Origin of the sequence: Rhodococcus sp. NPDC059968 (genome assembly GCF_042738615.1) — a bacterium.
Lineage (GTDB): Bacteria > Actinomycetota > Actinomycetes > Mycobacteriales > Mycobacteriaceae > Rhodococcus_F.
Map to the genome: position 1 here is coordinate 1 of NZ_JBHWUE010000119.1, position 26,208 is coordinate 26,208.

The 26,208-nt window shown below is 65.6% G+C and carries 24 protein-coding genes and 2 pseudogenes; 9 read left to right on the forward strand and 17 right to left on the reverse strand.

Translation table 11 applies throughout. The features are described from left to right. The 3 genes and pseudogenes from ACFWAY_RS46265 to ACFWAY_RS46275 form a co-directional block, all read left to right on the forward strand. A pseudogene (locus tag ACFWAY_RS46265) lies at positions 1–386 on the forward strand (L,D-transpeptidase); the annotation flags it as partial. Positions 387–1,559: 1,173 nt separating this feature from the next. Then, positions 1,560–1,922, forward strand: coding sequence for a cupin domain-containing protein (locus ACFWAY_RS46270; protein WP_005261941.1), 363 nt, complete (start codon positions 1,560–1,562; stop codon positions 1,920–1,922). A 760-nt stretch (positions 1,923–2,682) separates the two neighbouring features. Further along, positions 2,683–2,970, forward strand: a complete 288-nt coding sequence (locus tag ACFWAY_RS46275) for a hypothetical protein (protein ID WP_378515323.1) — start codon at positions 2,683–2,685, stop codon at positions 2,968–2,970. Positions 2,971–2,987: 17 nt separating this feature from the next. Here the strand turns inward: ACFWAY_RS46275 and ACFWAY_RS46280 are convergent, their stop codons facing one another. Both ACFWAY_RS46280 and ACFWAY_RS46285 read right to left on the reverse strand, forming a co-directional pair. Further along, positions 2,988–3,389 carry a hypothetical protein gene (locus ACFWAY_RS46280; protein ID WP_378515324.1) on the reverse strand — a complete coding sequence of 134 codons (402 nt, stop codon included), beginning with the start codon at positions 3,387–3,389 and terminating at the stop codon, positions 2,988–2,990. Positions 3,390–3,637: 248 nt separating this feature from the next. Then, positions 3,638–3,802: a hypothetical protein gene (locus tag ACFWAY_RS46285; protein ID WP_378515325.1), complete on the reverse strand. Its 165-nt coding sequence runs from the start codon at positions 3,800–3,802 to the stop codon at positions 3,638–3,640. 561 nt (positions 3,803–4,363) lie between these two features. Between ACFWAY_RS46285 and ACFWAY_RS46290 the strand changes: the two genes are divergently transcribed. Beyond that, positions 4,364–4,624 (forward strand): hypothetical protein, encoded by a 261-nt coding sequence (locus ACFWAY_RS46290; protein ID WP_378515327.1) that lies wholly within the window; start codon positions 4,364–4,366, stop codon positions 4,622–4,624. Between the two features lie 131 nt (positions 4,625–4,755). Here the strand turns inward: ACFWAY_RS46290 and ACFWAY_RS46295 are convergent, their stop codons facing one another. The 8 genes and pseudogenes from ACFWAY_RS46295 to ACFWAY_RS46330 all read right to left on the reverse strand — a co-directional run bounded on the left by ACFWAY_RS46295 (position 4,756) and on the right by ACFWAY_RS46330 (position 14,174). Further along, a complete protein-coding gene (locus ACFWAY_RS46295) occupies positions 4,756–5,757 on the reverse strand; it encodes a hypothetical protein (RefSeq protein ID WP_378515329.1) in 1,002 nt (333 codons plus the stop codon). Positions 5,758–5,771: 14 nt separating this feature from the next. Then, positions 5,772–6,900, reverse strand: a pseudogene (locus tag ACFWAY_RS46300) (tyrosine-type recombinase/integrase). A gap of 197 nt (positions 6,901–7,097) precedes the next feature. After that, positions 7,098–7,250 carry a hypothetical protein gene (locus ACFWAY_RS46305; RefSeq protein WP_378515331.1) on the reverse strand — a complete coding sequence of 51 codons (153 nt, stop codon included), beginning with the start codon at positions 7,248–7,250 and terminating at the stop codon, positions 7,098–7,100. Between the two features lie 320 nt (positions 7,251–7,570). Then, positions 7,571–7,840, reverse strand: coding sequence for a hypothetical protein (locus tag ACFWAY_RS46310; protein ID WP_378515333.1), 270 nt, complete (start codon positions 7,838–7,840; stop codon positions 7,571–7,573). Between the two features lie 409 nt (positions 7,841–8,249). Beyond that, positions 8,250–8,699, reverse strand: a complete 450-nt coding sequence (locus tag ACFWAY_RS46315; RefSeq protein WP_378515335.1) for a hypothetical protein — start codon at positions 8,697–8,699, stop codon at positions 8,250–8,252. After that, a complete protein-coding gene (locus ACFWAY_RS46320) occupies positions 8,696–10,699 on the reverse strand; it encodes a hypothetical protein (RefSeq protein WP_378515337.1) in 2,004 nt (667 codons plus the stop codon). Before ACFWAY_RS46320 ends, ACFWAY_RS46315 begins: the two co-directional genes overlap by 4 nt. A gap of 89 nt (positions 10,700–10,788) precedes the next feature. Beyond that, positions 10,789–12,711, reverse strand: a complete 1,923-nt coding sequence (locus tag ACFWAY_RS46325) for a hypothetical protein (RefSeq protein WP_378515339.1) — start codon at positions 12,709–12,711, stop codon at positions 10,789–10,791. Then, a complete protein-coding gene (locus ACFWAY_RS46330) occupies positions 12,711–14,174 on the reverse strand; it encodes a site-specific integrase (RefSeq protein WP_378515340.1) in 1,464 nt (487 codons plus the stop codon). The genes ACFWAY_RS46325 and ACFWAY_RS46330 overlap by 1 nt, the downstream gene beginning before the upstream one ends. Before the next feature lie 223 nt (positions 14,175–14,397). Between ACFWAY_RS46330 and ACFWAY_RS46335 the strand changes: the two genes are divergently transcribed. From ACFWAY_RS46335 to ACFWAY_RS46350, 4 genes are read left to right on the forward strand one after another with little or no spacing between them, the layout of a single operon-like run. Beyond that, entirely contained in the window at positions 14,398–15,087 is a 690-nt protein-coding gene (locus tag ACFWAY_RS46335; RefSeq protein WP_378515355.1) for a TnsA-like heteromeric transposase endonuclease subunit, read from the forward strand. After that, complete coding sequence (locus ACFWAY_RS46340; RefSeq protein WP_378515342.1) at positions 15,084–17,135, forward strand: helix-turn-helix domain-containing protein; 2,052 nt, start codon at positions 15,084–15,086, stop codon at positions 17,133–17,135. Before ACFWAY_RS46335 ends, ACFWAY_RS46340 begins: the two co-directional genes overlap by 4 nt. Then, positions 17,132–18,196, forward strand: coding sequence for an AAA family ATPase (locus tag ACFWAY_RS46345; RefSeq protein WP_378515344.1), 1,065 nt, complete (start codon positions 17,132–17,134; stop codon positions 18,194–18,196). Before ACFWAY_RS46340 ends, ACFWAY_RS46345 begins: the two co-directional genes overlap by 4 nt. Then, positions 18,171–19,013, forward strand: a complete 843-nt coding sequence (locus ACFWAY_RS46350) for a TniQ family protein (RefSeq protein WP_378515345.1) — start codon at positions 18,171–18,173, stop codon at positions 19,011–19,013. The genes ACFWAY_RS46345 and ACFWAY_RS46350 overlap by 26 nt, the downstream gene beginning before the upstream one ends. A gap of 103 nt (positions 19,014–19,116) precedes the next feature. On the opposite strand, the gene ACFWAY_RS46355 is transcribed toward ACFWAY_RS46350, so the two are convergent. From ACFWAY_RS46355 to ACFWAY_RS46380, 6 genes are all read right to left on the reverse strand, one after another. Further along, positions 19,117–19,422: a Dabb family protein gene (locus ACFWAY_RS46355; RefSeq protein WP_378515346.1), complete on the reverse strand. Its 306-nt coding sequence runs from the start codon at positions 19,420–19,422 to the stop codon at positions 19,117–19,119. An 11-nt stretch (positions 19,423–19,433) separates the two neighbouring features. Continuing rightward, positions 19,434–19,784 carry a WhiB family transcriptional regulator gene (locus tag ACFWAY_RS46360; protein ID WP_378515347.1) on the reverse strand — a complete coding sequence of 117 codons (351 nt, stop codon included), beginning with the start codon at positions 19,782–19,784 and terminating at the stop codon, positions 19,434–19,436. Positions 19,785–19,932: 148 nt separating this feature from the next. After that, positions 19,933–20,859: a VOC family protein gene (locus ACFWAY_RS46365; RefSeq protein ID WP_378515348.1), complete on the reverse strand. Its 927-nt coding sequence runs from the start codon at positions 20,857–20,859 to the stop codon at positions 19,933–19,935. Positions 20,860–20,868: 9 nt separating this feature from the next. Beyond that, positions 20,869–21,750, reverse strand: a complete 882-nt coding sequence (locus tag ACFWAY_RS46370; RefSeq protein ID WP_378515349.1) for a fumarylacetoacetate hydrolase family protein — start codon at positions 21,748–21,750, stop codon at positions 20,869–20,871. A 91-nt stretch (positions 21,751–21,841) separates the two neighbouring features. Next, positions 21,842–23,056, reverse strand: a complete 1,215-nt coding sequence (locus ACFWAY_RS46375) for an acyl-CoA dehydrogenase family protein (protein ID WP_378515351.1) — start codon at positions 23,054–23,056, stop codon at positions 21,842–21,844. Positions 23,057–23,106: 50 nt separating this feature from the next. Next, positions 23,107–23,676: a flavin reductase family protein gene (locus ACFWAY_RS46380; protein ID WP_378515352.1), complete on the reverse strand. Its 570-nt coding sequence runs from the start codon at positions 23,674–23,676 to the stop codon at positions 23,107–23,109. A 223-nt stretch (positions 23,677–23,899) separates the two neighbouring features. Between ACFWAY_RS46380 and ACFWAY_RS46385 the strand changes: the two genes are divergently transcribed. After that, positions 23,900–24,919, forward strand: a complete 1,020-nt coding sequence (locus tag ACFWAY_RS46385; RefSeq protein WP_378515353.1) for an AraC family transcriptional regulator — start codon at positions 23,900–23,902, stop codon at positions 24,917–24,919. Positions 24,920–25,641: 722 nt separating this feature from the next. On the opposite strand, the gene ACFWAY_RS46390 is transcribed toward ACFWAY_RS46385, so the two are convergent. Next, on the reverse strand, positions 25,642–26,208 hold a 567-nt coding region (locus tag ACFWAY_RS46390; protein ID WP_378515354.1), incomplete at its 5' end, for a DUF6262 family protein.

Sequence of the window (26,208 nt, forward strand, 5' to 3'; positions counted from 1 at the left end):
GTGGATGGTCAGACCCTCTCGTTCTGGACCCAGCCGGGCATCTACACCGTCATCGACAAGGCCAACCCGGTCATCATGGACTCCTCCACCTACGGCTTGCCGGTGAACTCCCGCCTCGGCTACAAAGAATCGATCAACTACGCCACCCGCATCAGCAACGACGGCATCTACCTCCACGAACTCGCCGACACCATCTGGGCGCAGGGCAACACCAACGTCTCACACGGCTGCCTGAACCTCAGCCCCGACAACGCCCGCTGGTTCTACGACTTCTCCCAGCCTGGCGACATCGTCGAGGTCCGGGGCACCGGCGGCGCTCCCCTCGAACTGTGGGCGACTGGTCCGTCCCGTGGGACCAATGGCAGGCCGGCAGCGCCCTGATCTGACGATGGAATCAAGTGGTTGTAGTCGCCGCAAGGCGCTCGCTCGCCTGCAGAGGCGGTGGAAGCGCGTCCGTGGAGACGTACGCGCGCGATGCGTGACGGATCGGATCGGCTGCACCGCGCGTTTGCGCAGCGGATCTGTGAACAGCGTGCAATCCCTCACCCAATGCTAGAGCTGGCTCCACTCTGCGCGGAGGCCTCCACTGCGTCCACGCCTACCTAGCCTCCGTGGGAGCGAACTGCTCTGACTCGCCGGCCAACCCACATCCACCCGGATTCGAAGGCCTCGCTAGGCAACGACTGCTCGCCGTTTCGACAACAGGCGACAAGACCGACAGCGGAGGCGAAATGTCCTGATGTCGACCCCGAGGTCGGCAGTTGGGCCACCGCGGCTACTTGCCCGTCAGAACGCGGCACCAAGGTGAGGCAGAAACCCGCACACCCGGAGGACACGGCGAACACACAACCCCCGCTGCCCAGCCGCTGCGCGATCTACGGGCCCGCCGCCGGCGTCTGATAGGGATAGGTCGAGGTTGCCACGATCACACAGCCGACCTGGTCGGCGGACACCTGTGAAGACCGCAGTGCGGGTGTCACACGCGTGCTGCGACGTTCATCGGTCACCCGGGCGTGTGCTGAAATTCCCAAAGGCTGCGCATCCGTCCCGCCCGAGCTTCCACACCGCGTTCCTCAAGGCAGCCACGAGCGTGGCGGCGGTTAGCGAACTCGAGCCCGTAATCGGCACAAAGCGTCGCGATTACGATCCTCCACAGAATACCCTTCACCGAATACTACTGCACACCAGTCTGATTCACTGCCTTTCGGAGGGATCATCTCGCTTTGCCCGTGTCATCCCCGCCGAGCAATTCAAACCCTTCCGCCTCGTCCGAGTCCGAGCATCAGTGATCAAGATCGAGCCGCCCCGTTGCCTCGGGGCATGGTCATCGCCAGCAATTGTTCGGTCCGACGTGAAAATCCGATGCGGGTCCACCGCGCTCCGGGGAAGACGCAGTTCGCCCAGTGCGCCCGCTGTCCTCACGTTCGATGTTGCGGCAACCTAGGGTGCCCGCCCAGAATCAAAGGACCAGGAATTCGCTTCACGCGCGGTTCCCGATCTAGCGGTCGAAGGTCCGCCGAATCTATGGGTGCCGTCACAACGACGTGGGAGGACAACCGATGTCCGGTCTCATCCGCAAGAGTCTCGATTCACCCGAGGAAACCCGCCCGTTCGAGGACGACATGGGCAAACTCGAACTCGTCAACGTCACTTCCGGCGCTGTGGGGAGGGCGACCTTCCAGCCCGGCTGGCAGTGGTCCAAACACGTCAAACCGATAGCCAAGACAGACAGCTGCCAAGCCGCTCACATGGGTTACGTCATCTCGGGTCGCATGAAGATCGTCATGGACGACGGAGAGGACATGGAGTTCGGCCCCGGCGATCTCATGATCTGCCCGCCCGGACACGACGCGTGGATTCTCGGCGATGAGCCCTGCGTGGTCATCGACTGGACCGGCGTCGCCGACTACGCCAAGCGGTAGACGACTGCACCGTGTCCCGCCCACTCATCGCACGCGCGCGGGGACGGCGTGGCACACGCGTCGGCCGCCTCGATAAGCTGCGTTGCCACTGCGACGGCGTCAATACATTTCGGTCGTCGCAGCCGGTCACGGGGGCTGGTCCTGCTCGAGAAGCGCCGGTGGCACTGTGTCCGGAGAGGATGGCGTCGCAGACTCCCACCGCCTCCTCCGAGCAAATTCCGTTTCCCCCGAGCCAGATTCGGGGCGGGGAACGCGGGTGGGCGCTCGACGAGATCGACGCACGCCGCGGCGGGTGGTCTCGCGAACCGGTTCGCCAGGAGTGGCACGACGTCAGGAGTAATCTCTGATCCCGATATCCCGGTGCACGAGTTCGAACCATGCACTGGTTCTGCCACGAATGTGCGGATCCGGGCAACACAGGGCCAGGCGTTGCCCGTCGAACGCGGTAAACCATTCATGCCCGGAAATGTGCTCGAGTCCCGCGGTGCCGTGACCGGGAACGTCGATGCGCAGGACACCTGCGCTACCGGCAGTCGCCATGTTCCGCCCTGTCACGCACCTGGACTTCGTCAACGGCAGACGTCATCGCCGCCGCACGTTGGCCGGACGAGGCGGCCACCCACGCGTACGAATCGGCCGCCCTCGCGGCCGAGGAACGAGCACAGCGGATCGCCCAACGCCGATCGTTCGTCACCGAGACCGTGTTCTCCCACGGGTCGAAACTCGACCTGCTCCGCGACGCCCGACAGCAGGATTCCACGTGAGCTTGCATGTGGTCCTGATCCCGGAGGAGTTGGCTGTCGCGCGCGTGGTCGACCGCGTGGCGAACGGAGGCCACCACGTGCCCGAAGAGAAGATCCGGGCACGGTGTGGGCGGTTGTGGGGTCTACTGCGGGCCGCGATCGCCTCCGCCGATCACGCCTACGTGTACGACAACACCACCACAGCCCACCCGTTTCGCCTGGTCGCAAGCTTCACCAAGGGCAATCCGATCGACGACCCGACCTGGCCGTCCTGGACCCCGACGGCTCTCCGCACGGACAGCTAGCCTCTGCCAGCGCCACATCAGGCAACCTCTGCCTCGGTGACGATCTGGCGTCCAGGCTCGAACTGACCACCGCAATCGTGCGTGCGAGTGTGCTGGCCCGCGCGGTCGGCGGCGCCGCCGCGGTCCTGCAGGCACTTCGTCGGCGGGTCGGCACCCGCCGCACGTTCTTCGGCCGACCCGCCGACCGTCAGCCGATGGAAGGTCTCGCCGAATGGCAGCCCACGAACGACGCCGCCCTGCAACTGGTGCCCGACGTCGAGGGCGCCGGACGATCGATGGTCACCACCCTCGGCGTAGACGGCGAGAGACGAGGTCCTTGCCGAGCTCGAGCAACGCGACATCATCCCGGAGTCGGTCCTCGAAGGAAATTTTGCCCGCACCGCGACGATCACCGATCCCGACGGCAACCTGGTCACCATCGCCGAGCTCCTTTCGTAGCGTGTAGCCGACCCAAAACGCAACGCACTCATCAGTTAACGACACCCTCATCGGCTTCGCCCTTGGGACATGCTGCGTGGTTGGATCCCCGAACTCGGCATGCCCTCGTTCGGATCCATCTCCGGAAGGAACCGCAAATAACGAGCCATTGTCTGCGGCAAATTCCTCGCGCCGGATCTGACGTGACTGCGCCGAGACCCCAGAGTCGCGGAAGTGCTCGGCCCGGTCCTCAGGTGCTCGTGTCGGCCTCGCCGCCCGTTCCGCACCAGTGGTCGGCGAGAGATGCCGGTGTCTCGGCCTGCACTTGGGGCAGGCCCGGGGATGTGTGATCGTGCGTTTCCATCCAGACGCGCTGCTCCCAGTACGCCAGTGACCGTGCCCGCGGAACACTCATGCGGATCTCCTCAGGGTGCGCGTGGCACTGCCCCTCATCAGGAGAAGATCCGCTCTCTCCAAAACGCAAACGCCGCGACAGGTTGGATGGCTGAATGCTCGTTTGGCGCCACCTCCGGCGAACACCAACGAGCATCTCTGTCCTTTGTAGACCTCGATAGACCCCGGCGCTACCCCCGTAATCCGGAAGAGCCAGTTGACATTACGAACCGACAAGTTGGTACTCCACCCTGCCCAGGGCAGTGCTCCGCCAGGGACACCTCGGAACGCTCCGGGGACAGGAGCGGCGCTGCTCGGTAACGAGCAATGGGCCGACGAGGTATTGCTGCCTGTTCGTCCCGACGAGACAATCGCCTCAAGCGCGGCTCGTATCGCCGCAGCCGCGCCGAGACACGCGGGCGGCGATTTCACCGCGCTAACATGCCAGACGTTAGCTTTCTAGCAGGTTAGAAGCGTGCCTCCATCTGGGGTTCCCTCATGATTCAGGCTGAAGGTAACGAGTGGTCGCACGACGAAACGAAGCCTCCTCTCGGCGAAGGCCCTTTCGGAAAAGTCTTCGTAGGTGTCGATCGACACGCGGCTCGTGTGGGGATTGAGAGAATTGTTGTGCGAGCGGTCATCCGGTCATCTGCGTTTCCGAGGTCTTCTATTTCGTGCCGAAGACCCGTTCCAGCATGGCGGTGTCCCCGGCGGACTGCACTTTGACGACCCTCCCGTCACGGAAAGTGAGCACATCGGCTTGGTCGGCAGACTCCCCACCGGCGGTGATTCGGGTGAGCACGACCACGACCTCGTCGTCGTTGGCGAGAAAACGTCACACTGATATGCCTGTCAACGCACGATCCAGGCCGATCCTCTAGGCCTGCGGCGTCGATCAGACTCCGCTGTCGGGCGTCTCGATGACGTACTCGTTCGACGCGCCCGCCGACAGCACACGCCGGGACCAGTTCTTCGTCAGTCGCTTTCGGTGCAGTCGAGGATGGCACGCAGGTCGGCGAGGAGCTTGTCGGCCTCAACTTCGATGCCGTCGAGGATGTCGGTGACGTCTTCGAGGTGGGTGTGGGCGTTACGGCGGGCGGCGATACCGCGGTGGTAGTAGCCCTGGTCGAGTTCGACATCAGCTGGGTCCGGGACCGGCGCGTTCTCGTGTGAGGGCGTCGCGGGCGGCCTGGCCGGAGGCCGCTTGTGTACCGGTGCTTGTCCGGTCAGGTGCGCCCGGACCAGGACGGCGACGGAGTACCCGGTCAGCGGAGTCGGATCGAAGGGGGTATGTCCCCACCGGTCGATGGGCGTGATCAGCGCTCGTTCGTCGCAGCGCGCGCTGTCCGCGAACGCCGATAGGCTCGCACCTTTGCCGAGCCTGCCTGCGAGGAGATGGGTGCTCGGATAGCGGTCTAAGAAGCCGAGCACTTCAATCCAATTCCTATACGCGGTTGCCGGATTCGCTCCGCTGGAAGCAATTCGGGCCCAGCCCTCCCCCGCCCGCACCACCAGCCCATCGTGGTCGGTAGTGACATCGGTGCGGCGCAGCCGAGCGATCTGCTCGAACCCCAGACCAGCGGTGGCCAAAGTGAGAATGAGGGCGTCACGGCGGCCGAACAACCCGCCCGGCCACCCCGTGACCGGAAGCCGTGGCACCACCTGCGCCACCCGCTCCCCTACACGGGCCAGCCGGTCCGCACGATTGGTGTTGAGCAGCTGCCGGATCGTCTCCGCGCAGCCCGGCGTCGGCAGACTCGCCGCGGTATGCACGGCGTTGATCGCAGTGACGCGCCGACGCTGAGTTCCGTCGGCCGCCGGGTGGTCTGCGAGGAACTCCGCCAGCACCGACGGATGCGCGGGCAGGGAACGGTGATCGCAGGCTGCGCACCAGTCGACGAACAAGGCCCAGTCGTGCCGGTAACGGCGCGGCACCACCAGATCCGGGCTGTTACCCGGCCCGGCCAGTGCCGTCATGTCGACGTACACGCTCAGAGGCCGATCTCGGTGACCGCGTTCCCGACGAGTGGCGCGTGTTCGCGGGCGTAGAGCTCCACCGTCGCCGGGGTGGTGTGTCCGGTCTGCCGCATGATTGCGTGTGCGTCGGCGCCGTTGCGGAAGGCCTGGGTGACGAACCCGGCCCGCAGCGAGTGCGCACCGAGCTGGGTGACGACGTTCTCGTCGTAGCCGGCGGCCTGGGCGCGGCGGCGGATCGCAGCGTGTACCGACGCCCCCGACAGCGCGGTGTCGGAGAGGTTGCCGTTCTTGGCGATCGCCCGGAACAACGGCGCCTGGGCCCGCATGCGCGGCAACCCTGTTCGGCAGACATGGTCCTCGAACGGTGGGGCAGTGCGCAGCAGCCGGATCACACCAGGTCTACCGGCGATGTCGTATGCGGCGACGACATGCGCCCACCGCACATACGCGCACGGTGGGCAGCTGTGATGGTGGGTGGTGAACGGCAACGCCCGCACCGTGCTGGCACCTTCTTGGTCGGTCTTCGACCGCCGCAGCCGCACGTGCACCCCGTCGAGCCGGTGCAGGGTGACATCCCCGCAGGTGAGGGCGACGAGTTCGCTACGCCGGAAGGCGCCGGCGAACCCCATCAACAGCAGAGCTGTGTCGCGGCGTTCGTGCACCTCGGTGGCCCAGCCGGTAACAGCTTGTCGGGCGGATCCGACGATGGTGACGACGTCGTCGACCAGCAGCGGCGATCGCGGCGTCCGGGGCCGGTCGCCGTTGGTGGCGTAGGTGCGGCGAATACCGGCCAACGTGGAGGCCACCAAGGCCTCGGTGCTCGGGTTTCGCAGGTTCGCGGTGCGGGTGGTAGTGGCCGATCACCGATACCCACCGGTTCAGCGTCGACGGGGAGTAGGCCTTCTCCCCCACGTCGGTGAGGGTGTCGGCGGCGTCGACCAGATACGCGGCCACCGTCGCCGGGTGCGCCGGCAACGCGGCGTGTCCGTGGGTGTGGCACCAGCTGCGGAAGCGGCGCCAGTCCGAGGCATAGACGCGGCGGGTGCCCGCCGATTGTGACGCCTCGAGCGCCCCAGCGATCTGCGCCGCCGCCTGCTCGGACAGCTCCGGAACCGCACCCCACCCACCGTCGGCCGGACTCAACCCTGCTGGTGTGCTGGCGGTTACCTCGATCGTCACACTGGGAATCTACCCACGATCACCGACACAACCGGTGACGCCGTCGGTCAGTGTCGAGAGCGGGCCTGCTCGTCGGTGTGCATCGCCAACACGGCAGCGAACGCGGTACTCAGCAAACCCAGCAGAAGCAGCACATTCATCGTCTCTCCCCCGTCGTGGTGTCAGCGCGGACCCGTCTGGCCGCTCGGTCGGCGGTCGTCGGCGAACATGGCCTCGATTCGCGCCTTGATCTCCGCGGTGCTCATCGCACCGGTGCGCCGCACCGGCGGCCGCGAGGTGATCGACGACGTCGGAATCATCGAGGCTGTGGTCATGCGCGCCCTATCTTCCCATCGTGTCCGCGGACGGTGCACCCGATTGGTGTACACCCCCGTCACAGTGATGTGACCCGCTTCACATTTTCTGTAGTGACGTTTGTACATCACCAACGGCGGAGACGCCAACCCTCGCCTGCCGCAGCACAGTTGGGGTATCCGTGCCAGCCCGCACGGTGATCGGATCGACCGAGTTCTATATCGACCTCACCGGCTCCTACCCGCGACGAGGTGAAGGAGTCCGGTCGACAAGGCACGCATCCTCGCGGAACTGCTCGTTGCCGGGTTCGGTCGGTGCGACTCCGGCGCGGGTCTGCGCATCAGGCACCGTGGTGCGTCAGCCGCCAGCCGCGGTGGGCGGCAATGAAACCGGAGATTGAGCCGAGGACCGCGCTGATGATCAGGCCAGCCGCGAGAAACGGGATGGGGTTCACCGATTCCATGCGCCCGGTAGTCACGTCGGCGCCGAGCGGTTCGTAGCTGGCGGTATAGACGTGCACGGGGTATGACAGCCACCAGGCCAACAGGCTGGTACACACCAGGCCCGCGCCGAGTCCGAGGGCCGTTCCGATCAGTATCAGTGTTCGCACAAGATCAACTTCGCGATCCTCGGCTGTGCTGTTACCGAGCCTGCCCGGCGCCGGCTCGTCACGGATATTTCGGCCTCCACCTGCACGAAATCCACGGCCGAGGTGCCGCGACGGGGCTCTGCAGAGCAAAAAGTGCGCTCACCTGCATGTTTGAGCGAGACGTTGCGTAAATGTTTTTTTACAGCACCAACCCCGCACAAATCATGAGTGACACGGACCCGAGCACTGGACGGCCATGATCCGCATTGGCTATTGTAGGTTCCGCGACCTCTTGTTCTCCAGAATCCGTATGTCTCATGAGACATACGGATTCCGGCGCCGAGACTGGTCAATGAGGGATTCGTGCCGCCGGTCGGATCGCTGCCCGACTGGCTCATGAGACGTCGCCTACCTGATGAAGGACTCGGCGTCAGGCGCCGCTGCGGTGAGCGTCGAGGGCGACGAGGTGACCGCGGTGGTCGAGTTCTTGACGTAGCAGTGTGTTGTCGTGATGCAGGGCGGCGATCGCGGTAGCCGCGGCGTCCAGTCGATGGGACAGTTGGGTGCATTCGCGAGTCTTGTCGGCGAGGGCGGCGCGCAAGGTGCCGAGTTCGTCGTTCTTGCGGGCCTCGCCCGGCGTGAATCCGTCGCAGGCGGCGACGCGGGCGTCCCATTCGGACATGATCTGGGTGGCCCGGTTCATGGTGGCGCGGCTGACGTCGGCCTCTTTCCAGAGGTTGTCCTTGATCAACCGTCCATCGGTGCGCTGCGGCCGCCCGGCCATCAGCCGATCCATGGCCTCGCGCAGGCGTTTGGCGGTGCCGGCCGACACTCCCTCCTCGGGTTGGGCCTCCTCTGCAGCCTCGGGGATGGTGGTCACGCTTGCTCCTTGTCCGTGTGAGTCTTTCGGATGACAGCGTCGACATCGCCCAACTCGCGCTGCAGCACGGCTTTGCGGCAGGCCGACAGCCCTGGTGTGTCGATGAGGGTGAGCAGGGTTTGGCGCTCCGAGGCCCAGATCGGCGCGTGTTCGGGGCCGATGACACTGTTGGCGCATCGATCCGGACGGCACCGGTCTTGTAGCGGTCCTTTGTGGCCTTCGGGAACGACGGCGTTTTCGAGACAGGCCGCGCCGACAGGGTTGTTCTCGTCCATAACGCAGTGGTTGAGAACGCCGAACCGGATGGAGAGCCGGGCTTTGCGCAGCATGGCCCGCTCGACGATCGCATCGCCACCTCGAGCTTGCACCGTCTGTTGAATGCCGCTGAAGGCTTGCATCATCCGTTCGGCGCCGGGACCGTAGCCGATCGGTTCCCCGGCCTTGTGGGCTCGGTAGAGGTCCTCCACGCGTCGGAACCTGGCCGCTTCGATAGCGGAGTCCAAATGCTCGGCCCAGGAGCTGTCCGCGTTGGCGTAGCCCTGGGTCGAGCGATTGGCCAGCGCCCTGGACGCGATGTGTTTGAGCTGGATGCCCAGGGCGATCTCGCTGCCGGGGAACTGGTCCGTCAGCATCGCCATCGTCCGCCTGAACATGTGCGGTCGCGTCTTGCCCGGCGGGATCTTCTGCAATCCGGTCCGGGCGCCGGTGGTGTTGACGTGGGCTGCGAATGCCTCCAGCATCTGGTGGCTGCGAGAGACATCGGCAGATTTGCGGACCATGGGCGGGAAGAGCCGGTCGTGCCGTTCGGACAGCCGCTCGGCAACGACCACGGCTTCGGCGACCGGTGCGGTGATCCACCAGTGCTTGATCGGCAGATCGGGGTCGTGTTTGCCCTTGGTGGACTTGATGGCCGGTGTTCCGTAGTACTCGACGATCGAGCCGGGGGCGATTTCGTGGATCTCCGAGTCACGCATCATGGACAAACCCACGACCAGCACGTAGCAGGCGTTACGCAGCATGCGACGTTCCAGTCCAATGGCGCGAGGGGCGAGCCCTCGATGCCAGGGAGTGCTCGTGCCGTCGCCGCGCTGGACCAGGGCGAGGTCGTCGATGACCCCGGTCGTGGTCCGGTGGCCGGCCGCGACAGCGTCCTCGACTCTGGCGATTCGCTGCCGGCCGGCGGCTCGGTTTCGGCCGAAAACCGTTGCCACGCAAGAGTGCTCCCAGCCAAGCATCAACGTCAGCAGCGACCAGTTCACCTCACCCCGATCTTGGCCGGCGTCGTGGGGTCCGGCATGAACAGGGATGGGGTTGGCGGGGTCGGCCAGCCATGTGGTCAGGCGCGCGTCTTGGTCGCCGGTTAGCTTCTTCGTCGCGTTGCCGACGAGCTCCTGGTAACGCTGGTGCGCTCGCAGGATGTCCGGAGCGAAGGTGTGGACATAGGTCCAGGCGGCACGGATCAACGGAAACCATTGCTCCGGCGGAATCGCAGGAGTGGACACGACAGCGGCCCCAGAAGTTTGCGATGCTTCGCGGGCACTTTTGCCTGCCCACGGGTCAGTGCGCAGTCCTCGCCCGGTGAGGGCGGGACCGTATTGATGCAGCATTTTCAATGTGCCGATGTAGTGCCTGACGCTGCTGCCGGACAGCTGCTCGCGCAGATCGCTGACAAGGCGCCGCAGGTCGTTGTCCTGCCAGGAAGCCAGTTCCGGCGGCAGCCCTTTCGCCTCAGCCCATCTGGCCAGCCGCCGGAGGTGACTCAACTCGCTGATCACCGTGGACGGGTTCGCCGGTGTGGGTTTGAGGGAAAGCCCCGCGGCGGTGACCGCCGGGTGCCGCGGGTTGAGCATGACCATGCTTAGTTCCCGCGCCAACAGATTCCACGGCGGCTCCGACAACCCGTCGGAAAACACCAGCGTCCAGGCGGCCGCATAGAGCCGGGCCGGTCGACGGATGACGCCGTTGAGGTTCCATTCCCGGGTCTCGCCGAACTGCGGCACCTGCGCGTCGGCCAGCAGCGGGTGGGACCCGATGACGGGTTCGTGGGCGTCGAAGGCGGTGCTGGACTGGGGGCTCGGTCGTTGGATGCTCAACTGTCGAACTCCACGTTCGCAGCCAACGGCAGATGCAGAGTGGCCTGACCGGCATCGATGTGCATGCGGGCCAACGCCTTTTCCTCGTCCGTGCGCTCGGACAGGACCGCGTTGAGGTTGGTGTGGCTTTGTCCCCACAACTCACCGAAGTGCTGCGGAGACAGTCGCAGCCGGAGCCGGTCGAGGTGGTCGGCGAACAGCAGAAGCTGGGGCAGGTCGCTGGGCAGCACCCAGGCGTTGCGGCATTCCAGACAACGCAGGGGTGCCACCGGGCAAAGCTCTCCCGACCGGCCGTAGGGCGAGTTGTGGGGGTCGGCGCACTGGGTCAGTCCCATGTCCAGCGCGCCCCGGCGGATGTCCTCGGCTTGCCGCGGGCTCAGGCCCAAGGTCTGCGCCTGATCGGGGGCATCGAGCACGTCGGTGGAGGTGGTCAGCACGGTCGGTCCCTCCAACGCCTTGGCGAACCAGTGGTCCTGGGCGGTGGCGATCACCTGGCCGGACATCACGCGCAGGGTCGTGCCCTGCGCGTAGTGGCCTCGGAACACCTCCTCGTGGTGATCGTTGGCCGTGTCGGCGATGCGGCCACCGAAGGCGATCGCCTTCTCCACCTTCGTGGATTTACGCAGTCGGCGAATGTCGGGCGCCCCGTCGACTGTCACGTCCGCGGCGGCCAGCCAGTTCACGAAGCGGGACCGGGGAAGGTTGTAGTCCCATCGCGCGATGCGCAGCTCGTAGCCAGCCGTGACCGAGGCCGCCAGGAACAGTCGTCCCTCGTCCGGTGCTCGTAGCCGGAGCTGCTCGGTGACGTGCATGAGACGCCGGATGATCGCACCGACTTCGCGGTGCGGCCGGTCGGTGAAGTCGACCGGCTCGCGGACCGTCGTTTCCGGAACGGTCTCGGTGCCGAAGGTGCGGTGCCGCACCTTCTGAGCCCGCTGCTTGGTCAGGGTCAATCGAACGCCCGAGGGCAGGAACTCGACATCCTCCCCGGTCAAGGCGGTGACCTCTTCGGGTGCGTGCCCCGTGGCCGCCACGAGCAACACACGGTAGGCATGCAGGTCGAGATGACCGGGATAGAGCCGACGCACCAGCCATCGCACGAGCATCCCCTTCGCCCGCGCCGGAAAGACGGGCCGGTCGGGGCGTTCGATGCAGGCCCGCAGCTCAGGTGGCCACCGATGGATCACCGGAAGGTTGTCGCGAATGTCGAGCGGGCTGACCTGTCGATGGGCCAGGCCCCAGAGCAGATTGGCGACGTCGGTCCAACCGTGCTCGGCCGGGTGGCGGCCCTGGGCGGCCGACACCCATCCGTCGGAAAGGCGGGAGTCCAGTTGATTCGCCCAGGCCCACGCCGCGCGGACGACGGCGCGTTTGTCCTTGCGGGAGAACTCGTCGACTTCCTGCGTGCTGCCCGCAGCCACCCCGACCTCGCCGTCGACCAGACGACGCAGATGCGGGGCCACCGGTCGCTGATCGTGTTGTGCGCGTCGGGCGATCAGTGCCCGCACCATCGCTGCCAGGGTGGACGGCGTCGTCGAGCCCGCCCGGTAGTCGGCGGGAAGTGCTCGTTCCCACTCGGCCAACACGGCCGCGATATCGGGGTGCTGTTTGGCCAGGCTGGCCTCGCGCGCGTCCTCGGCGAGCAGGAAGTCGACCTTCTTGCAGAAATTGCGTATCGCTTGCCGGCAGGCGCCAGCCGACGCGCCCGAGATCCTGCTGATCTCGGCGTAGTCGACCCACTCGTCGGCCAGCTCCCCGGCCAACGCGGCGCACCGAAACTCGTGGGGGCTGAACGTGACCTCCCGCGGTATGCCGGTCCGGTCCGGTGCCCGCACCGAACGGATGCCGATCCGGTCGACCGGAGCCTCCAGCTCGTAGATCGGAGCGAAGTCGTGTTGGTGGTCTCCCCGGCGAGGCATCAGCGCTCACCACCCTCGACGAGCAAGTGGCGGGCGATATCGGCGTAGGTGTCGCCTTCCTGCACCGTCCACTCGGAGAACGCGGCGTCCACCGCGTTCATCGGATCGTCGCTGTATTCCAGATATGCGTACGTCGTTGCCGGGCTTGAATGTCCAAGTCTCCGGCTGACGATCAACAACGGGTTGTGCTTGATGTGACCACCCAGGTAGGACATGTGGCGTCGACGCCGCGCCACCGCGTCCGGTTCGTCGCCGTCCATCTGCTGTTCCAGATAGGACAGCAGCTGCAACGCGAAAGTGTGCCTGGTGTCGTGCCATCTCCACCGCCGCCGAGGCAGCAACGGTGCACCGGGAGCATCGGCATGAACACGCATCCGCGCCCACGCGTCGCAGCGGATCCGATACCAGGATGACGGCCCGAGCATCTGACCGCCGTGGCCGACGAACACCGCCAGCGGCTCGACACCATCTTCATTCTCCCGCACGGTGATTCGCCGCAGTTCCGGCCCCATCGCGGACATCGCGAAGGTCCGGCGCCGACCGTCCAGGACACCGCGCAGCGTCCCGGCCTCGTGATCGATGTGGTCGACGACGAACAACTCCCGGCGTCGACGCGCCAAGGCTTTCGACGAGGCGGCGACCAGTTCCGGACGCTCCACCAGCAGAAAGGTGTCCACGGCGTCCAACGCTCCGGTCGGCACGTAGATCTCGCGGTACTTGCCATACTTCGCGCAGGCCTGCACCGGGAACTGCACCGATTCGCCCGGTCGCCGCCGCTCGACACCGAGCTCGGGCAGCAACACCGTCGACCACTCCTGCGGACGCATCCCGGTGCACAACGCCAAGTCGGCGGCGGCCCGACTACGGAGCGGCGCTCGACCACGGAACACCGTGCTGGCCTGTGAGTCCGGCAGCTGCCCAGCCAAGCCGACGTCGCGGAAGTAACGGTATTGCGCCAAGGTCATGTGGCGGATGTCCATGCCCCGCCGCAGTCGGGGCGCCAGCGGATTTCGCCCCTTGTGGGTCATCCGCAGCGGTCGGTGACGCAGGTGGCCGTGCTCGACCAGCCATCGGTAGAGCTGGTTGAGCAACTGGGCCTCCTTTCCCCATGTCGCATCGCCGACCGGCTTGTCCTGCACCTGTGTGCGCAGCACGCGGTACGCCCTGAAGTCCGACTCGGTCGCTTCGAGCAGGCCGCGGCCACGGGACTCAAGGAAGTGGACGAACCGCCGCACGATGTAGGCATACTCGTGCAGCGTCTTGGCGTCCTTCTCCTCGTAGACCAGATGCCGGAACCATGAGCACAACGGCTCGACCGGCAGCATCGTCAACTCGTCCAGGAACACCGGTGTCCCGGCCGGGATCGCTCGATACTCGAGCAGCCGAACCACGCCGGCCGAGTCCACACCATGGCCGTCCAGGTACGTCCGAACCAACGACGGATTCACGAACGACAGGAACATCCAGTCCTCCTCCGAGACGACGGAGGAAATAGATACACGAGCACTACGACACCGCAATCACTCGGTGCAACACAGACAGGGCAGATGAGACAGATCTCAACCATGAAAAGAAGCGGTGTCACTTTCCAAATTTCATGTCACTCGCGTGTCACTTTCCAGGTTTCGTGTCACTCGGGACAACACTGGATATGTGCCCAGGACCAGCGAGGTCGAGGTCAGGTACGTGCAGGACGACGGCGGTCCTGTCGCGACAACGATCGCTGCCGTAGATCCGCATCACGTCGTTCACGGATTGCCGGTTCGACGAGTGCGGAGTCATCATCGGCGGCGCCACTATGCGGGAATGTTCTGGTCAGCCACCAATCATGGCCACGTGCCGTACGAGAGTCGTCTCGAGCTGGATCGACTGTGGGTCGCGGACTTCGCGGCGCCGGTGGTTCGGATCGCTGCGCAGCCGATGTGGCTGTGCGGATTGGATGGGAAGCGACTGCGTCGGCATGTTCCAGACCTACTGCTTGAGCATGCCGATGGCAGGTTCACGGTGGTCGACGTCAAACCGGAACAGTTCGCCCGTCGCGATGAAGTGGCGCAGGTGTTCTCGTGGACCGGACAGGTGTGCGGAGCCCGAGGGTGGTCGTACGAAGTGTGGACTGGGTCGGACCCAGTGATTCTGTCGAATATCCGGACCATTGGTGCCGCGCGCAGAATGGGCTCTATCGACGCCGAGACCGTGGCGAACGTCGAGGCGGTCGCCGTGACCGGAATGACGATCGACGAGGTGGTCACAACAGTGAATAGTCCGCGGGCCCGCATCGCTGTGCTCGCGAAGTTGTGGTCCGGGATGTGGTCGGTGGATCTGTCGGTGCCGTTGTCCGGAAACTCGGTGCTGACCTGTGCGGAGGGATCGCCATGACGGACATTATCGAGCTACGTCCCGGCGCTCGGATCTGGTTCGACGGCACCTCATGGGAGGTCGTCACGCTGCACGGGTGTGAAGTGACCCTCCGGTCCGGGGAGGCGCTGCAGCGGGTTGCGGTCGCTGAGCTCGCTGGTCGGGGTATTGCTATTGCCGCCGCCCCGGTCGACGGTCCTGATCCGGCAGCGGTGGTGCTGACCTCGTTGACTGCAGCGCAGCGACGAGAATTGGAAGTGCGGGCGGAACATGTGCGCAGCCTGCTCTCTGGAGCACAGTCGGATGATGCAACGCTCAAGTCGAGTCTGGCCGCCAAAGCTGATGAGCTGCAGGTGTCGGTGCGCACACTCCAGCGCTGGATCGCCGGCTACCGAGCGGCCGGAGTCGCCGGTTTGGCCGATACCCGTGTCCGCAGCAGGTATGCCGCGAGCGTGGATACGCGGTGGGATGCGGCATGTGTGCGGGTGTTGGACGGGTATGTCGAGGCCTCCACCCCGACGATGCGGGTGATCATCGACGCCGTTGCCCGTGAGCTGGAGATCGAGTTCGGGCCGGGCGTAGTTCCCCTGCCGAGCCGGAGCACCGCATACACCCGGTTGAAGACACTGTCGAAGGGGCGGTATGCGTTCGGCAGCGCCAAAGGTCGCCGCTCGGTGGCCGACCGCCCCACGGGTGTGTTCGGTCGGCTCCGTGCCACTCGTCCCGGCGAGTACGTGGTGCTGGACACCACGCCGTTGGATGTGTTTGCGATGGAGCCGATCACGATGCGGTGGGTCGGGGTGGAGCTGACGGTGGCGATGGACCTGTTCACCCGCTGCGTGCTCGGATTGCGGCTGTCCCCGGTGTCGACGGAATCACGGGATGTGGCGAACGTGCTCTTCCAATGCGTGAGTGCCGACCGCAACCGTGACGACGACGGGTGGCCGTATCACGGGGTTCCGCGGAATCTGCTCGTCGGCACCGAGGAACCCGACGGCCTCTCCCAGCAGCGGGTCGGCGACCTGCCGGCGTGTCTGCCGGAGGCGATCGTGGTCGATCACGGCAAGCAGTACCTGTCCGATCACGTGATCGGGGTATGCGCCCGGCTCGGGATCACCGTTCAGCCGGCGATCCCGCACAAGCCGACCGACAAACCGACGGTCGAGAGATTCTTCCGCACGCTGCGTGAATCGCTGCTCCAGCACCTGCCCGCCTACAAGGGCCCCGATGTGTACTCCCGCGGAAAGGACGTCGAGGACAAGGCGTTCTACTACGTCAGCGAACTCGAGCAGATCATCCGCGAATGGGTCGGGTCGGTGTATCACCGCACCCAGCACGACGGATTGTGTGTGCCGGAGATCCCGCGGGCCGAGTTCTGCCCGGCCGAGATGTTCGAAATCGGTGTCGCGAAATCCGGTGGCCTGCTGTTACCGAGCAGCCCGGACCTGGCGTACGAGTTCCTCGAGGTGCGGTGGCGGATGATCCACCACTACGGGGTGGAGGTCGACGGGCTGCGCTACGACGGTGCCGGGCTGAATCTGTACCGCGGCACCCGCTCCCCGTACGGGGGTGTGCACGCCGGTAAGTGGCCGATCTTCGTCGACTCCCACGACGTCCGGCACGCGTACTTCCAGGACCCGGACACCCGGCAGTGGCACCGGCTGGTGTGGGAACACGGGGCGTGCCTGCATCAGCCGTTCAGCGCCGATGCCGTCGACTACGCCAAACGAGTCAGCGTCCGCGAGCATCGCCACCTCGATCCGCACCGCGCCGTGCAGGACCTGCTGATCGCGTGGAGCCGTCAGGAAGTCGAGACCCGCCGCGACCGCAGCCTGGCGAGGCGGCTCAGCGCACAGCGGCCCTCCCTCGACGGCGACAGCGCGTCCGGTGCCGCACCGGGCGGTGAATCGGGGCGGGAGGACGCGTCCGTGCCCGGGGTCATCGATCTGCTCGAGCACCTGGCGCAACGCTCGGCGAGTCCGCTTGAGGTTCCCGACGACCTCGATGTGTTCGAGCAGTACTACGCGCAGCGGCCGGACGAGGAGGCATTCGGGGTGTTCGACGAGTGAGCCGATGGGCGAAGTGGTTGGCGGACAATGGCACCGCCCGCTATCAACTCTCCCGCAAACAGGGCTGGGACGCGTTCGTTCATTCCGCTCCGCGCGAGTCGTTCGACGTGCTCACCCGCACCCGGATGGACGCACTCAGCGACGAGGAACGGGAGGACTACAACGAGGCTCGGATGGTGTGGAACGCGAACCTGCCGACGATCAAGACCAGTCAGCTGACCGCCGCGTACTCGGTCATCGACCAGGTCATGGCCTCCGGGCGGCGGGACGGGGACAAGCTGCGCGGGTCGGTGGTGATCGACGCCGAACCCGGTCTCGGGAAGACGACCATCGCCACCCGGTACGCCCGCGACTTCCACCGCCGCGTCTACCGCCGGGAGGGCCCGGTCACCGAGGGCGGGCATCAGCGGTTGCCGGTGGCGTTCGTCCCGCTCAGTGCCGGCATCACGTTGAAGGGTCTGAACCAGCAGATCCTGCGGTTCTATGGCCACCCCGCCGTCGACCGGGCGTCGACCTCCAAACTGGGGGCGTTGGCCGTCGACTGTGTCACCAGCTGCGAGACCCGGCTGGTCGTGCTCGATGATCTGCACTTCGTGGACTTCAAACACCGCAACGGAATCGAGGTGTCCAACCATCTCAAGGGCCTGGCCAACGAGATGGCGGCGACGTTCGTCTACGTCGGGGTGCAGCTCACCGAGAAACGGTTCTTCGACGAGGGACAGCTCGGGGAACAGGCCGCCTACGCGCAGACCAGCCGCCGTGCCACCCGCTGCCCGGTCGCCCCGTTCTCGGTCGATACCGATCCGGGGCTGCGGAGTTGGATCAGCCTGCTCCGGACGTTGGAGGGGCATATCAAACTGGCCGACGCCCGGGACGGGATGCTCGTCGAGCACGCGAAAGTGTTGCATCGGCGCACCCAGGGCCGGATCGCGTCGCTGACCAATCTCATCGACCGGGTCTGCTACCTGGCGATCGCCTCCGGGACCGAGACGGTCACCTCGGAGTTGATCGCCGCGACCACGATCGACAATGCCGGTGAAATTGCCGCCCGCACGGCCTGACGCCTCAGTCCCCATCGCGCCGCCTGAGGCGCGGTTGCGGCCGATCCCCGGCGGCTACGACATCGACCGTTGGCCGATCACCGTCCCGATCCGCCCCGGCGAGACCATCCCCGGATGGTTGATGCATTTCGCCGCCCGGTACCAGCTGTCGCCGGCGCAGTTGTTGCGGGAGTTCGGTTTCACGCCCCGGCCCGCCACTGTCGACCGTGTTCTGGACCAGGTCGTCGAGTGCTCGCGGGAGATCACCTGGTGTCTCGGCCTTCCGCCGCGGGCGTTGTCGCCGGCATTGTGTGGTCGGCCGGTCGAGGCCTCGCTCGGCCGTTACCTCGCGCACCGCCGCGGGATCCGGCCCCGTTTCAGTGGGTCCCGGTTCTGTCCACGGTGTCTGGCCGAGTCGGACTGCATCTGGCAGAGGGAATGGGCACACCCGCTGCTTCCGATCTGCCTCCGGCACCGCCTGCGGTTGCAGACCCGATGTCCCGGTTGCGGGCAAGTGCCCTTCTCCGACACCACCTGGCTGGGCAGCCACGGGCCGCCGTGGCACTGTCCCCAACGGTGCCCGCGCGACAGTGCCGACCGGAAGGTGCGTCCGTTCTGCCGGCACGACCTCCGCGACGCCGCTGCGATCGATGCCGACGACAACCTGTGCACGGCCCAGCGGTATCTGACCGCGTTGGCCGAGGCCACCGACAGCGACGACCCGACCGACAGGACCGCCGCGACGACCCGCTTCGAAACGTTCTGCGACCTCGCCGCCGACAAACTCGGCATCGACGCCCTCGTCACCCTCGGCTCCCACCGGGACGCCGGACCATAGAACACGGCACCAGACCTGAAGCCGACCAGTTCCACTCAACGCCCCGTTGCGGAAAGGGTGGTCACCGGACCACCTCTACGGGACACCTGGCGGTGTCGTTGGATCAGCGGGAGGGGACGAGGAATTGGACCGAACTCTTACTCTGCAGGTGGGGATGGATGAGTTCGGTGATAATGCGCTGGTGCTCGGGCGAGGACATGTACGCCGCGAGAGCGTCCCGGTCGCGGAATACCGCTGAGACGGCGTAGTCGGCATTTCCAGGACGAACTTGTAGGTCGCAGCCGTGTAGATATGATTCGACGCCGGTTGATGCGGCCGACAACGCATCGAGGGCCTCCCCGATCGCGGTGACTGTCTCGCCGGATGCGGTCGGGGTGAAGGTGAAGGTGACAACGTGGCCGATGGCCATGATGGGGCTCCTTAGGCCGTGTTCTGGGTAGGGCTGGTGGCGGTGAATGCGGCTTGGCGTCGGTCGTCTTCGGAGGTTCCACCCCAAACCCCGTACCGCTCGCCGGCCGAGAGTGCATAGGTTCGGCACTGGTCGACAACCGGGCATTGGCTGCAGATACGTTTGGCCTCCCGCTCGCGTCGCACCCGGGGGCCTTTCGGCTCGTCCTCCGGGCGAAGAACAGGTATGGGTCCATCGAACGGCACAGTGCGCGCAGTCGCCACGACCAGGTGTCGCTGTGGACCGATCGAAGATTCGCTACGCGGGTCATCACTGTCTCTCGTGTCGTACTGGGACCATGGTGACGGGCACGGCTCGGGCATCGACCAACAACGCCCGAGCCGCCCCGGCTTGGTCCATGTCTGCTGGTGAAGAGGCGCTCCGGTCGCAGCATGGACCTGATCGTGGCGGGCTGAGGTGGTTCGGCCCGTCAGCGGGAGGATGTTGTGTCTTCCGGTTTCCGGAAGGGAGTCACCCTGTGGTGGAGTGTGCTCCGGTCATCAGGGCGGCGAGGTCGTCGGGTTCGAGGAACGACGGCGGCGGGGGTGGTCCCCAGGCGTAGAGCCCTTGGAGTCCGTGCAGCACTTCCGGTGACCAGAGTTCGTCCTCGGGGACGGTGTCCATGTCGGAGTAGTACTCGGAGAAGTTCCCGGCCGGGTCTTTGAGGTACCAGAAGAAGTTCGCGCCGGCGTAGTGCCGGCCGAGTCCCCAGATGTGGCGTTCGGGGTTGTTCTCGAGCATCGTGTGGGCGCCGCGGCCGACCTCGTCGATGTCGTCGACCTGCCAGCTGGTGTGGTGCATGAAGTTCACCGGTGCGGCCATGACGAGGACGTTGTGGTGCTCGACGGAGCACCGCAGGAATGCCGCCTTGTCGCCCATGTAGTCGCTGACGTTGAAGCCGAGACCGTCGGTGAAGAATTTCTTTGTGGTTTCGAGGTCGGTGGACCCGATTACCGCGTGTCCGAGTTTGCGGGGGCGAACCGGTTCGGGGCGGGTGAGGAACGGGGCCCGTCCCCAGCGGTCGATGCGCCCGGGACCGTTGTAGGGGGTGGCCGCGACGGCAGGTTCGATGACGATCCGGGGCCGGACCTGCACCCGCACCAGGGTGCCGGTGATCGGTTCGACGGTGCGGACGGACGTGCCGTCCTCGTCGAGTGCCAAGCCGAGCCCGTGCAAACGCCTGGTGATGGCGGCGATGTCGTCGGGGTCGTCGGCGGCGACGGTCAATTCGACCAGCCGCCGCGTGGGCGCGTGGACGATTTCGAGTTGGTCGCCGCCGTTGCGGGTGGCGAACACCCCGTTCCCGCGGTGTTCGAGTCCGAATTCGGTGTAGTAGGCGATGGTGTCGTCGACGTTGGGGACGCCGACGGTGACCTTGCCCAGTCCGTGCAGTGCCATGGTTCGTCCCTACTTCGCGTCGGGGTCGATGACGAAATGCTGGTGCAGCTGACCGATGCCGTCGATCCAGCTGTCGAGTTTTTCGCCGGCCTGCAGGAACCGCTGCGGTTCGCGGCCGACGCCGACGCCGGCGGGGGTGCCGGTGAAGATGACATCGCCGGGGTAGAGGGTCACATTGCGGGAGAGGGTGGCGATCAGCGTGGAGACCGGGAAGATCAGGTCCCGGGTGCGGCCTTTCTGCACTTGTTCGCCGTCGATGGTGCAGCCGAGTTCGAGGTCGTCGGGATTGGTGAACTCGTCCGGGGTCACCAGCCACGGGCCTTGCGGGGAGAACCCGGCGAACGATTTCCCGAGCCCGAATTGTGGTGCGGGACTGCGGGTCTGGGTGATGCGTTCGGAGATGTCCTGGCCGGCGGTGAGGCCGGCGACGTGCGCCCAGGCGTCGGCTTCGTCGATGTTGCTGGTTTCGCGGCCGATGACGGCGACGAGTTCGATCTCCCAGTCGACGTTGCCGCCGGCGGGAATCGCGACGTCGGTGTCGGGGCCGGTGAAGCTGGACGCGTACTTGGTGAACACCGGTGGCAGGTGGGTGGGGGATTCGAAGCCGGATTCGGCGGCGTGGGCGTGGTAGTTCAGGCCGACCGCGAACACCTGACGCGGAGCCGGCGACGGTGCACCCAGCAGGGTGCGGTCGATCGCGAAGCTGTCGTCGGCCAGAGTCGAGAGGTCCTGTTCCGCCACCCATCCGGTGACGGCGTCCCACGCCTGGTAGACGGCGGGCAGTTCGGGGCCGAACCGGCCGCGGGAGGCGTGGGCGAGATCCACCGCCCGCTCGTCGCCGGTTTCCCCGATCACGACGGCGGCACGGTTGTCGATGTTGGCGATACGCATGAAACTGTTCTCCTACAAAAAGTGTGAATAGTGCTGAGCAGAAGGCCTTTTGGCCGTGCCACAGCGGTGGACGAAGGGTTGCTCCGCGCACTCAGATCAGCGGTGTGATCCGTTCCTCGACACCGAGAAGCGCCTTCCCGTACGACTCGAACGCCACCGCCGGGGCGACGACGGCATGGCGGGCAGCGGTGGAGGAGTCACGCCAGATCCGCTGGAGGGGATTGACGTCGGCGAAGCTGCCGGCGCCGTGCGCACTGAGCAGGATGTTGATGGCCTTGACGATGTTCTCGGCGACGAGACCGGTATCGGCGCGCAGTCGGGCGCGTTGCGCGAAGTCCGGGTAGGTGCCGGTTGCCGCCGCGGTGTCGATGTCGTCCGCCGCGCGGTACGCGTGCAGATGGGCAGTGTCGATCAGCATCGCGGCCTCGGCGACTTGCAGCTGGAAGGCGACCGAGTCGGACTGCGCAGTGAAGTAGGTGTAGGCGATCGGCTTGTTCGCCTTGGCCTGCACAAGCTGTAGGGCGGCTCGCCCCAAACCGAGCTGGGGCCCGACCAGGACGAGCGCAAGAATCGGGACGAATGCGGAACGGTAGAAGGGCTCGTCGGCCAGATTCTCCGACGGGTACGTTCCCTCGATCGCCGGCGGTACCGCCATCACGCGGTGGTCGGGCACGAACACATCCGTCGCCACCAGGCAATTGCTGCCGGAGGATTTCATGCCGGCGACGAACCACGTGTCCTCGAGCTGCATCTCGCTCGTCGGGATGAGAGCGAGCCCCTGATCGATGACCTCACCGGCATCGTTGGTGATCGGGATCCCCAGAACCGCCCAGGTGGCATGCCAGGATCCCGAGTTGTAGTACCAGCGGCCGGTGACCCGGTAGCCACCGTCGACCCGGGTGGTCTCCGACGTCGGTGTCAGGACACCGGACACCTTCGCGTCCGGGTCCGCGCCGAACACCTCGTCCTGAGCACGGGTCGGGAACAACCCGGTCAGCCATGCACAGACATTGGTCAGCGTCAGCACCCACGCGGTGCCCCCGTCTGATTCGGCAACGGCGGCAGAGACATCGAGCATGGTGCGCATCGACGTCTCATAGCCGCCGTACCGCTTCGGCACCGCGAGCTTGAACAGCCCGGCATCGGTCATCGCCTGGATCGATTCCTCGACGACGCGGCGGTTGCTCTCACCCTCGGCCGCATTCTTCGTCAAGATGGGCGCGATCTCGCGGACACGGCCGACGAGGTCGGCGGCGGTGGGGACAGAGGCGCTCGAAGAGGTGGCGCGTTCGGTGACGGTTGTCATGATGGAACCTTTCAGAAAATGAGGGTGGATGTAGGCAGGGAGGGGTGGATTCAGCTCGACGCGCAGGCGGCAATCTGATCGATGATGGGTCGGCGGGGACGTTCGGCGTAGCGGGAATGGGTGCCGAAGGTGCGGTGTGCGTACACCAGCGGAGGCAACTCCGCCTTGCTCACCCTGGTGACCAGGCCGAACAGCAGCAGATGGTCACCACCCTCGACGGTGTCGTACAACTCGCAGGCGACCCAGCCGGCGGCGCCATCGATGCGCGGCAGGCCGGTGTCGTGATGCCAGGAAGTGCTGTTGAAGCGCTCCGCGCCGGCACCGCGGCTGGCGAACGCCATCGCAAGATCGTCCTGTCCGTGCCCGAGCAGGTTGATCCCGAAGCGGCCACTGGACCGGATGCGCTGCAATAGCGCGGATCGACGATCGAAGGCGACCGTGATCAGCGGCGGGTCCTGCGACAGGGCGGCGAACGAGCTGGCAGTAGCTCCATGGGGGCCGTCGTCGTCGGCCGTGGTCACGATCGTCACCGGTGCGCAGACCCGGGACATCAGATCCCGGAAATTCTTCGGGTCGATGCCGGCAGATACGGTCGGCTCACGGCCAGGTGCGGTAGTCATGTGAGTGCTCCTCGGTGGGGTGGCTCGCAACACCACGCAAGCGGGTCTGTTGCGTAGGTCACTCTGTCGTGCTAAATCCGACGGTAAAGGTGCATGCGGCGGCCGGAAATCCCCTTTCGGAGAGGGCCTGGCCGCTTTGCGAACCTGCACCCCAAGTGCCGACGCGGACGCGTTCGGAACCCGGCGCCCGAGGGTGCCCGAAAAGTTAAAGGACGTAATGGGTGTGATCGATCCCCAGGACCCACCGGACACGGCGCCGGTCTTCCCGGTCGAACTGCCGGGCGGCACGGTGTACCGATCGGACGATCTCGACGTCTACCGTGCCGGCGTCAACAGCGTGTTCTACCCCGCTCGCCTCGAACTGGTCAGGCCGCACACACACCTGACGCACGCCCGGCTCTCCGCCGTGCAACTGAGCCACCTCACCCTGGGAATCGTGCACTTCGGCGCCGAGGTACTCATCGACCCCGGCGATGTCGGCGGCTACCACATCAACATCCCCCTGTCCGGGGCCGTGGATTCCCGATGCGGTGCGCAGCAGACCATCGCTACCCCGGGACATGCCGCCGTCTTCACCCCGAATGAGCACACCATCCTGCCCTCGTGGAACGCCGACGCCACCCAGATCTGCATCAAGATCGACCGCGGCACACTCGAAACCGAACTCACCCACATCCTGGGGCGGCCCCTCGATCGGCGAGTGAAGTTCGACATCGGTCTCGACCTGACCACACCCCCGGGACGCCGGTGGTGGTCGACACTGCAGATTCTCGTCGACACCATCAACGACCCCGGCCCGGTCCCCAGCCGCGTCCTCGCCGCCCAGGTCGACCTCCTCGAACGCGCCCTCATCACCGGGCTGCTGCTCAACCAGAGCAATTCCCTGACCGAAGCACTCCACGCCGACGACACCCCGGAGAATCCGAGGGCATTGCAGAAGGTCGTCGAACTCATCGAGAACACCCCCGGCGCCCAGCACACCATCAGCGACCTGGCCCGCGTATCCGGTGTGGGGGCACGCCAACTGCAAAAGCTCTTCCGGGACCGATACGACATGAGCCCCTCGGTGTACGTGCGCAGTGTCCGCCTCGAACGCGTGCGGTCCGACCTGCTGGCCGCGACCGACGACACGGCCACCGTCAGCGACATCGCCTACCGATGGGGTTTCAACCACCTCGGCCGGTTCGCCCGGTTCTACCAGCAAAAGTTCGGCGAACCGCCCTCCCACACACTGCGCCGATAGAAATTGCCGATCCGCAGCGGGCTGGACCGGACCTACAAGTTCCGGAATCCGATCACAATGCGTGGATTCCAGTTGTAACTCATGAAATCGCGCAGTTTCGAGCGAAATCTGGGACAAAGCCCTAATGCGACTCGTGCGACGCCATGACCAGCTGGAATCGGTACATACCTGGTGCGGCGATCCGAACGAACATGCGCACACTCCGGTATCTGCCAAGGGATAGCCGCCGGGCTGAGGATTCCGACAAGTTCGTGAGAATCTGGCACCGACACGATGTTGAGAACCCGCAGGTCGGAGGCACAGAGAAGTGACACCGAGCAGTGGAACCTACAGTGGTGGTGGTTGTGGTGTCCTGTGGAGACTTGACACAGTTGTCCTGTGACAGTTGATCGTCCTTTTTGTCAGTGAATCTTGCGCGTTCCCATGTCTTTGCCACTACAGTTTGCTCGGTATGTAATTGCTGGGGGAAGTGGGGCGGCACTGACCACGATGCCCACACGCGCAACGAAATACCCCGACGCCATCGCCCTCGTTCCTGGGATCCCAACGCCCGAGAAAACGAGCAAGATCCAATGGCGAAGTCACCCGATCCCAGAGCTCCCCACCAATCTTGACCAGCATTCGGTTCGCCACTCAAAATTCCTCGCCGCAGGTCAAGGCTTCTCTCGGGAACTTTTGTTAACAAATGCTATTTGCGCTGGTCAAAAGCCTGATGGTGTGCACTACAGGTGTTGGGCACGTGGTGGTTGTGGTCGGCTGTTGAGGGTTGCCATCAGGTCTCGGTTGGCGGCGCGGGCGGCTGCGAGTTCGTCGTCGCGGTCCTGGAGCTCGTGTTGCCTGTCGAGGAGCTGCTGTTCGAGTTCGGCGGTCCGCTCTCGGAGGGTGCCGATTTCGTCGTGTCCGGTGAGACCGGCGTCGTGGAGGACCTGTTCGCCGAGAACCTCGGAGAGTCTGTCGGCGAGTTTCGTGTTCTGCTGCCGTAGTCGTTCGTTTTGTGCCCGCAGGTTGGCTACATCGGCCAGAAGTGACCGATAGCTGGTGCGGGTGCTCGACGGTGGCGGCTCAGGTTCGGCGGCGACTGTCAGGATCTGGGCTCGGAGATCGTGGTGGCGATAGAGGAACGAGCGGTCGACTCCCGCGGTGCGAGCGACGGAAGAGATTGTGATCTCGGCCCCGTCGGCGCGGAGCCGGGTAAGCCTAAATCCACCGATCGACTGATGTGTCCGTGGTGAGTTTCGTTGTGCGTCAGCGAGTTGGTTACGGGCGTGGGTGATCGTCCGACCTGCGTG

What these genes read in the sequence shown, in the direction of transcription:
- ACFWAY_RS46365 (WP_378515348.1), bottom strand. Translation starts at nt 20,859, where the DNA reads ATGGCACTGCACGGACTGGGCAAGGTCACCGTCGGCGTCCCCAACGTC.
- ACFWAY_RS46375 (WP_378515351.1), bottom strand. Translation starts at nt 23,056, where the DNA reads ATGACAACCGTCACCGAACGCGCCACCTCTTCGAGCGCCTCTGTCCCC.
- ACFWAY_RS46340 (WP_378515342.1), top strand. Translation starts at nt 15,084, where the DNA reads ATGACGGACATTATCGAGCTACGTCCCGGCGCTCGGATCTGGTTCGAC.
- ACFWAY_RS46330 (WP_378515340.1), bottom strand. Translation starts at nt 14,174, where the DNA reads ATGTTCCTGTCGTTCGTGAATCCGTCGTTGGTTCGGACGTACCTGGAC.
- ACFWAY_RS46305 (WP_378515331.1), bottom strand. Translation starts at nt 7,250, where the DNA reads ATGACCACAGCCTCGATGATTCCGACGTCGTCGATCACCTCGCGGCCG.
- ACFWAY_RS46325 (WP_378515339.1), bottom strand. Translation starts at nt 12,711, where the DNA reads ATGCCTCGCCGGGGAGACCACCAACACGACTTCGCTCCGATCTACGAG.
- ACFWAY_RS46295 (WP_378515329.1), bottom strand. Translation starts at nt 5,757, where the DNA reads ATGACGGCACTGGCCGGGCCGGGTAACAGCCCGGATCTGGTGGTGCCG.
- ACFWAY_RS46280 (WP_378515324.1), bottom strand. Translation starts at nt 3,389, where the DNA reads ATGGTGACCAGGTTGCCGTCGGGATCGGTGATCGTCGCGGTGCGGGCA.
- ACFWAY_RS46370 (WP_378515349.1), bottom strand. Translation starts at nt 21,750, where the DNA reads ATGCGTATCGCCAACATCGACAACCGTGCCGCCGTCGTGATCGGGGAA.
- ACFWAY_RS46360 (WP_378515347.1), bottom strand. Translation starts at nt 19,784, where the DNA reads ATGCCCGAGCCGTGCCCGTCACCATGGTCCCAGTACGACACGAGAGAC.
- ACFWAY_RS46380 (WP_378515352.1), bottom strand. Translation starts at nt 23,676, where the DNA reads ATGACTACCGCACCTGGCCGTGAGCCGACCGTATCTGCCGGCATCGAC.
- ACFWAY_RS46285 (WP_378515325.1), bottom strand. Translation starts at nt 3,802, where the DNA reads ATGAGTGTTCCGCGGGCACGGTCACTGGCGTACTGGGAGCAGCGCGTC.
- ACFWAY_RS46270 (WP_005261941.1), top strand. Translation starts at nt 1,560, where the DNA reads ATGTCCGGTCTCATCCGCAAGAGTCTCGATTCACCCGAGGAAACCCGC.
- ACFWAY_RS46355 (WP_378515346.1), bottom strand. Translation starts at nt 19,422, where the DNA reads ATGGCCATCGGCCACGTTGTCACCTTCACCTTCACCCCGACCGCATCC.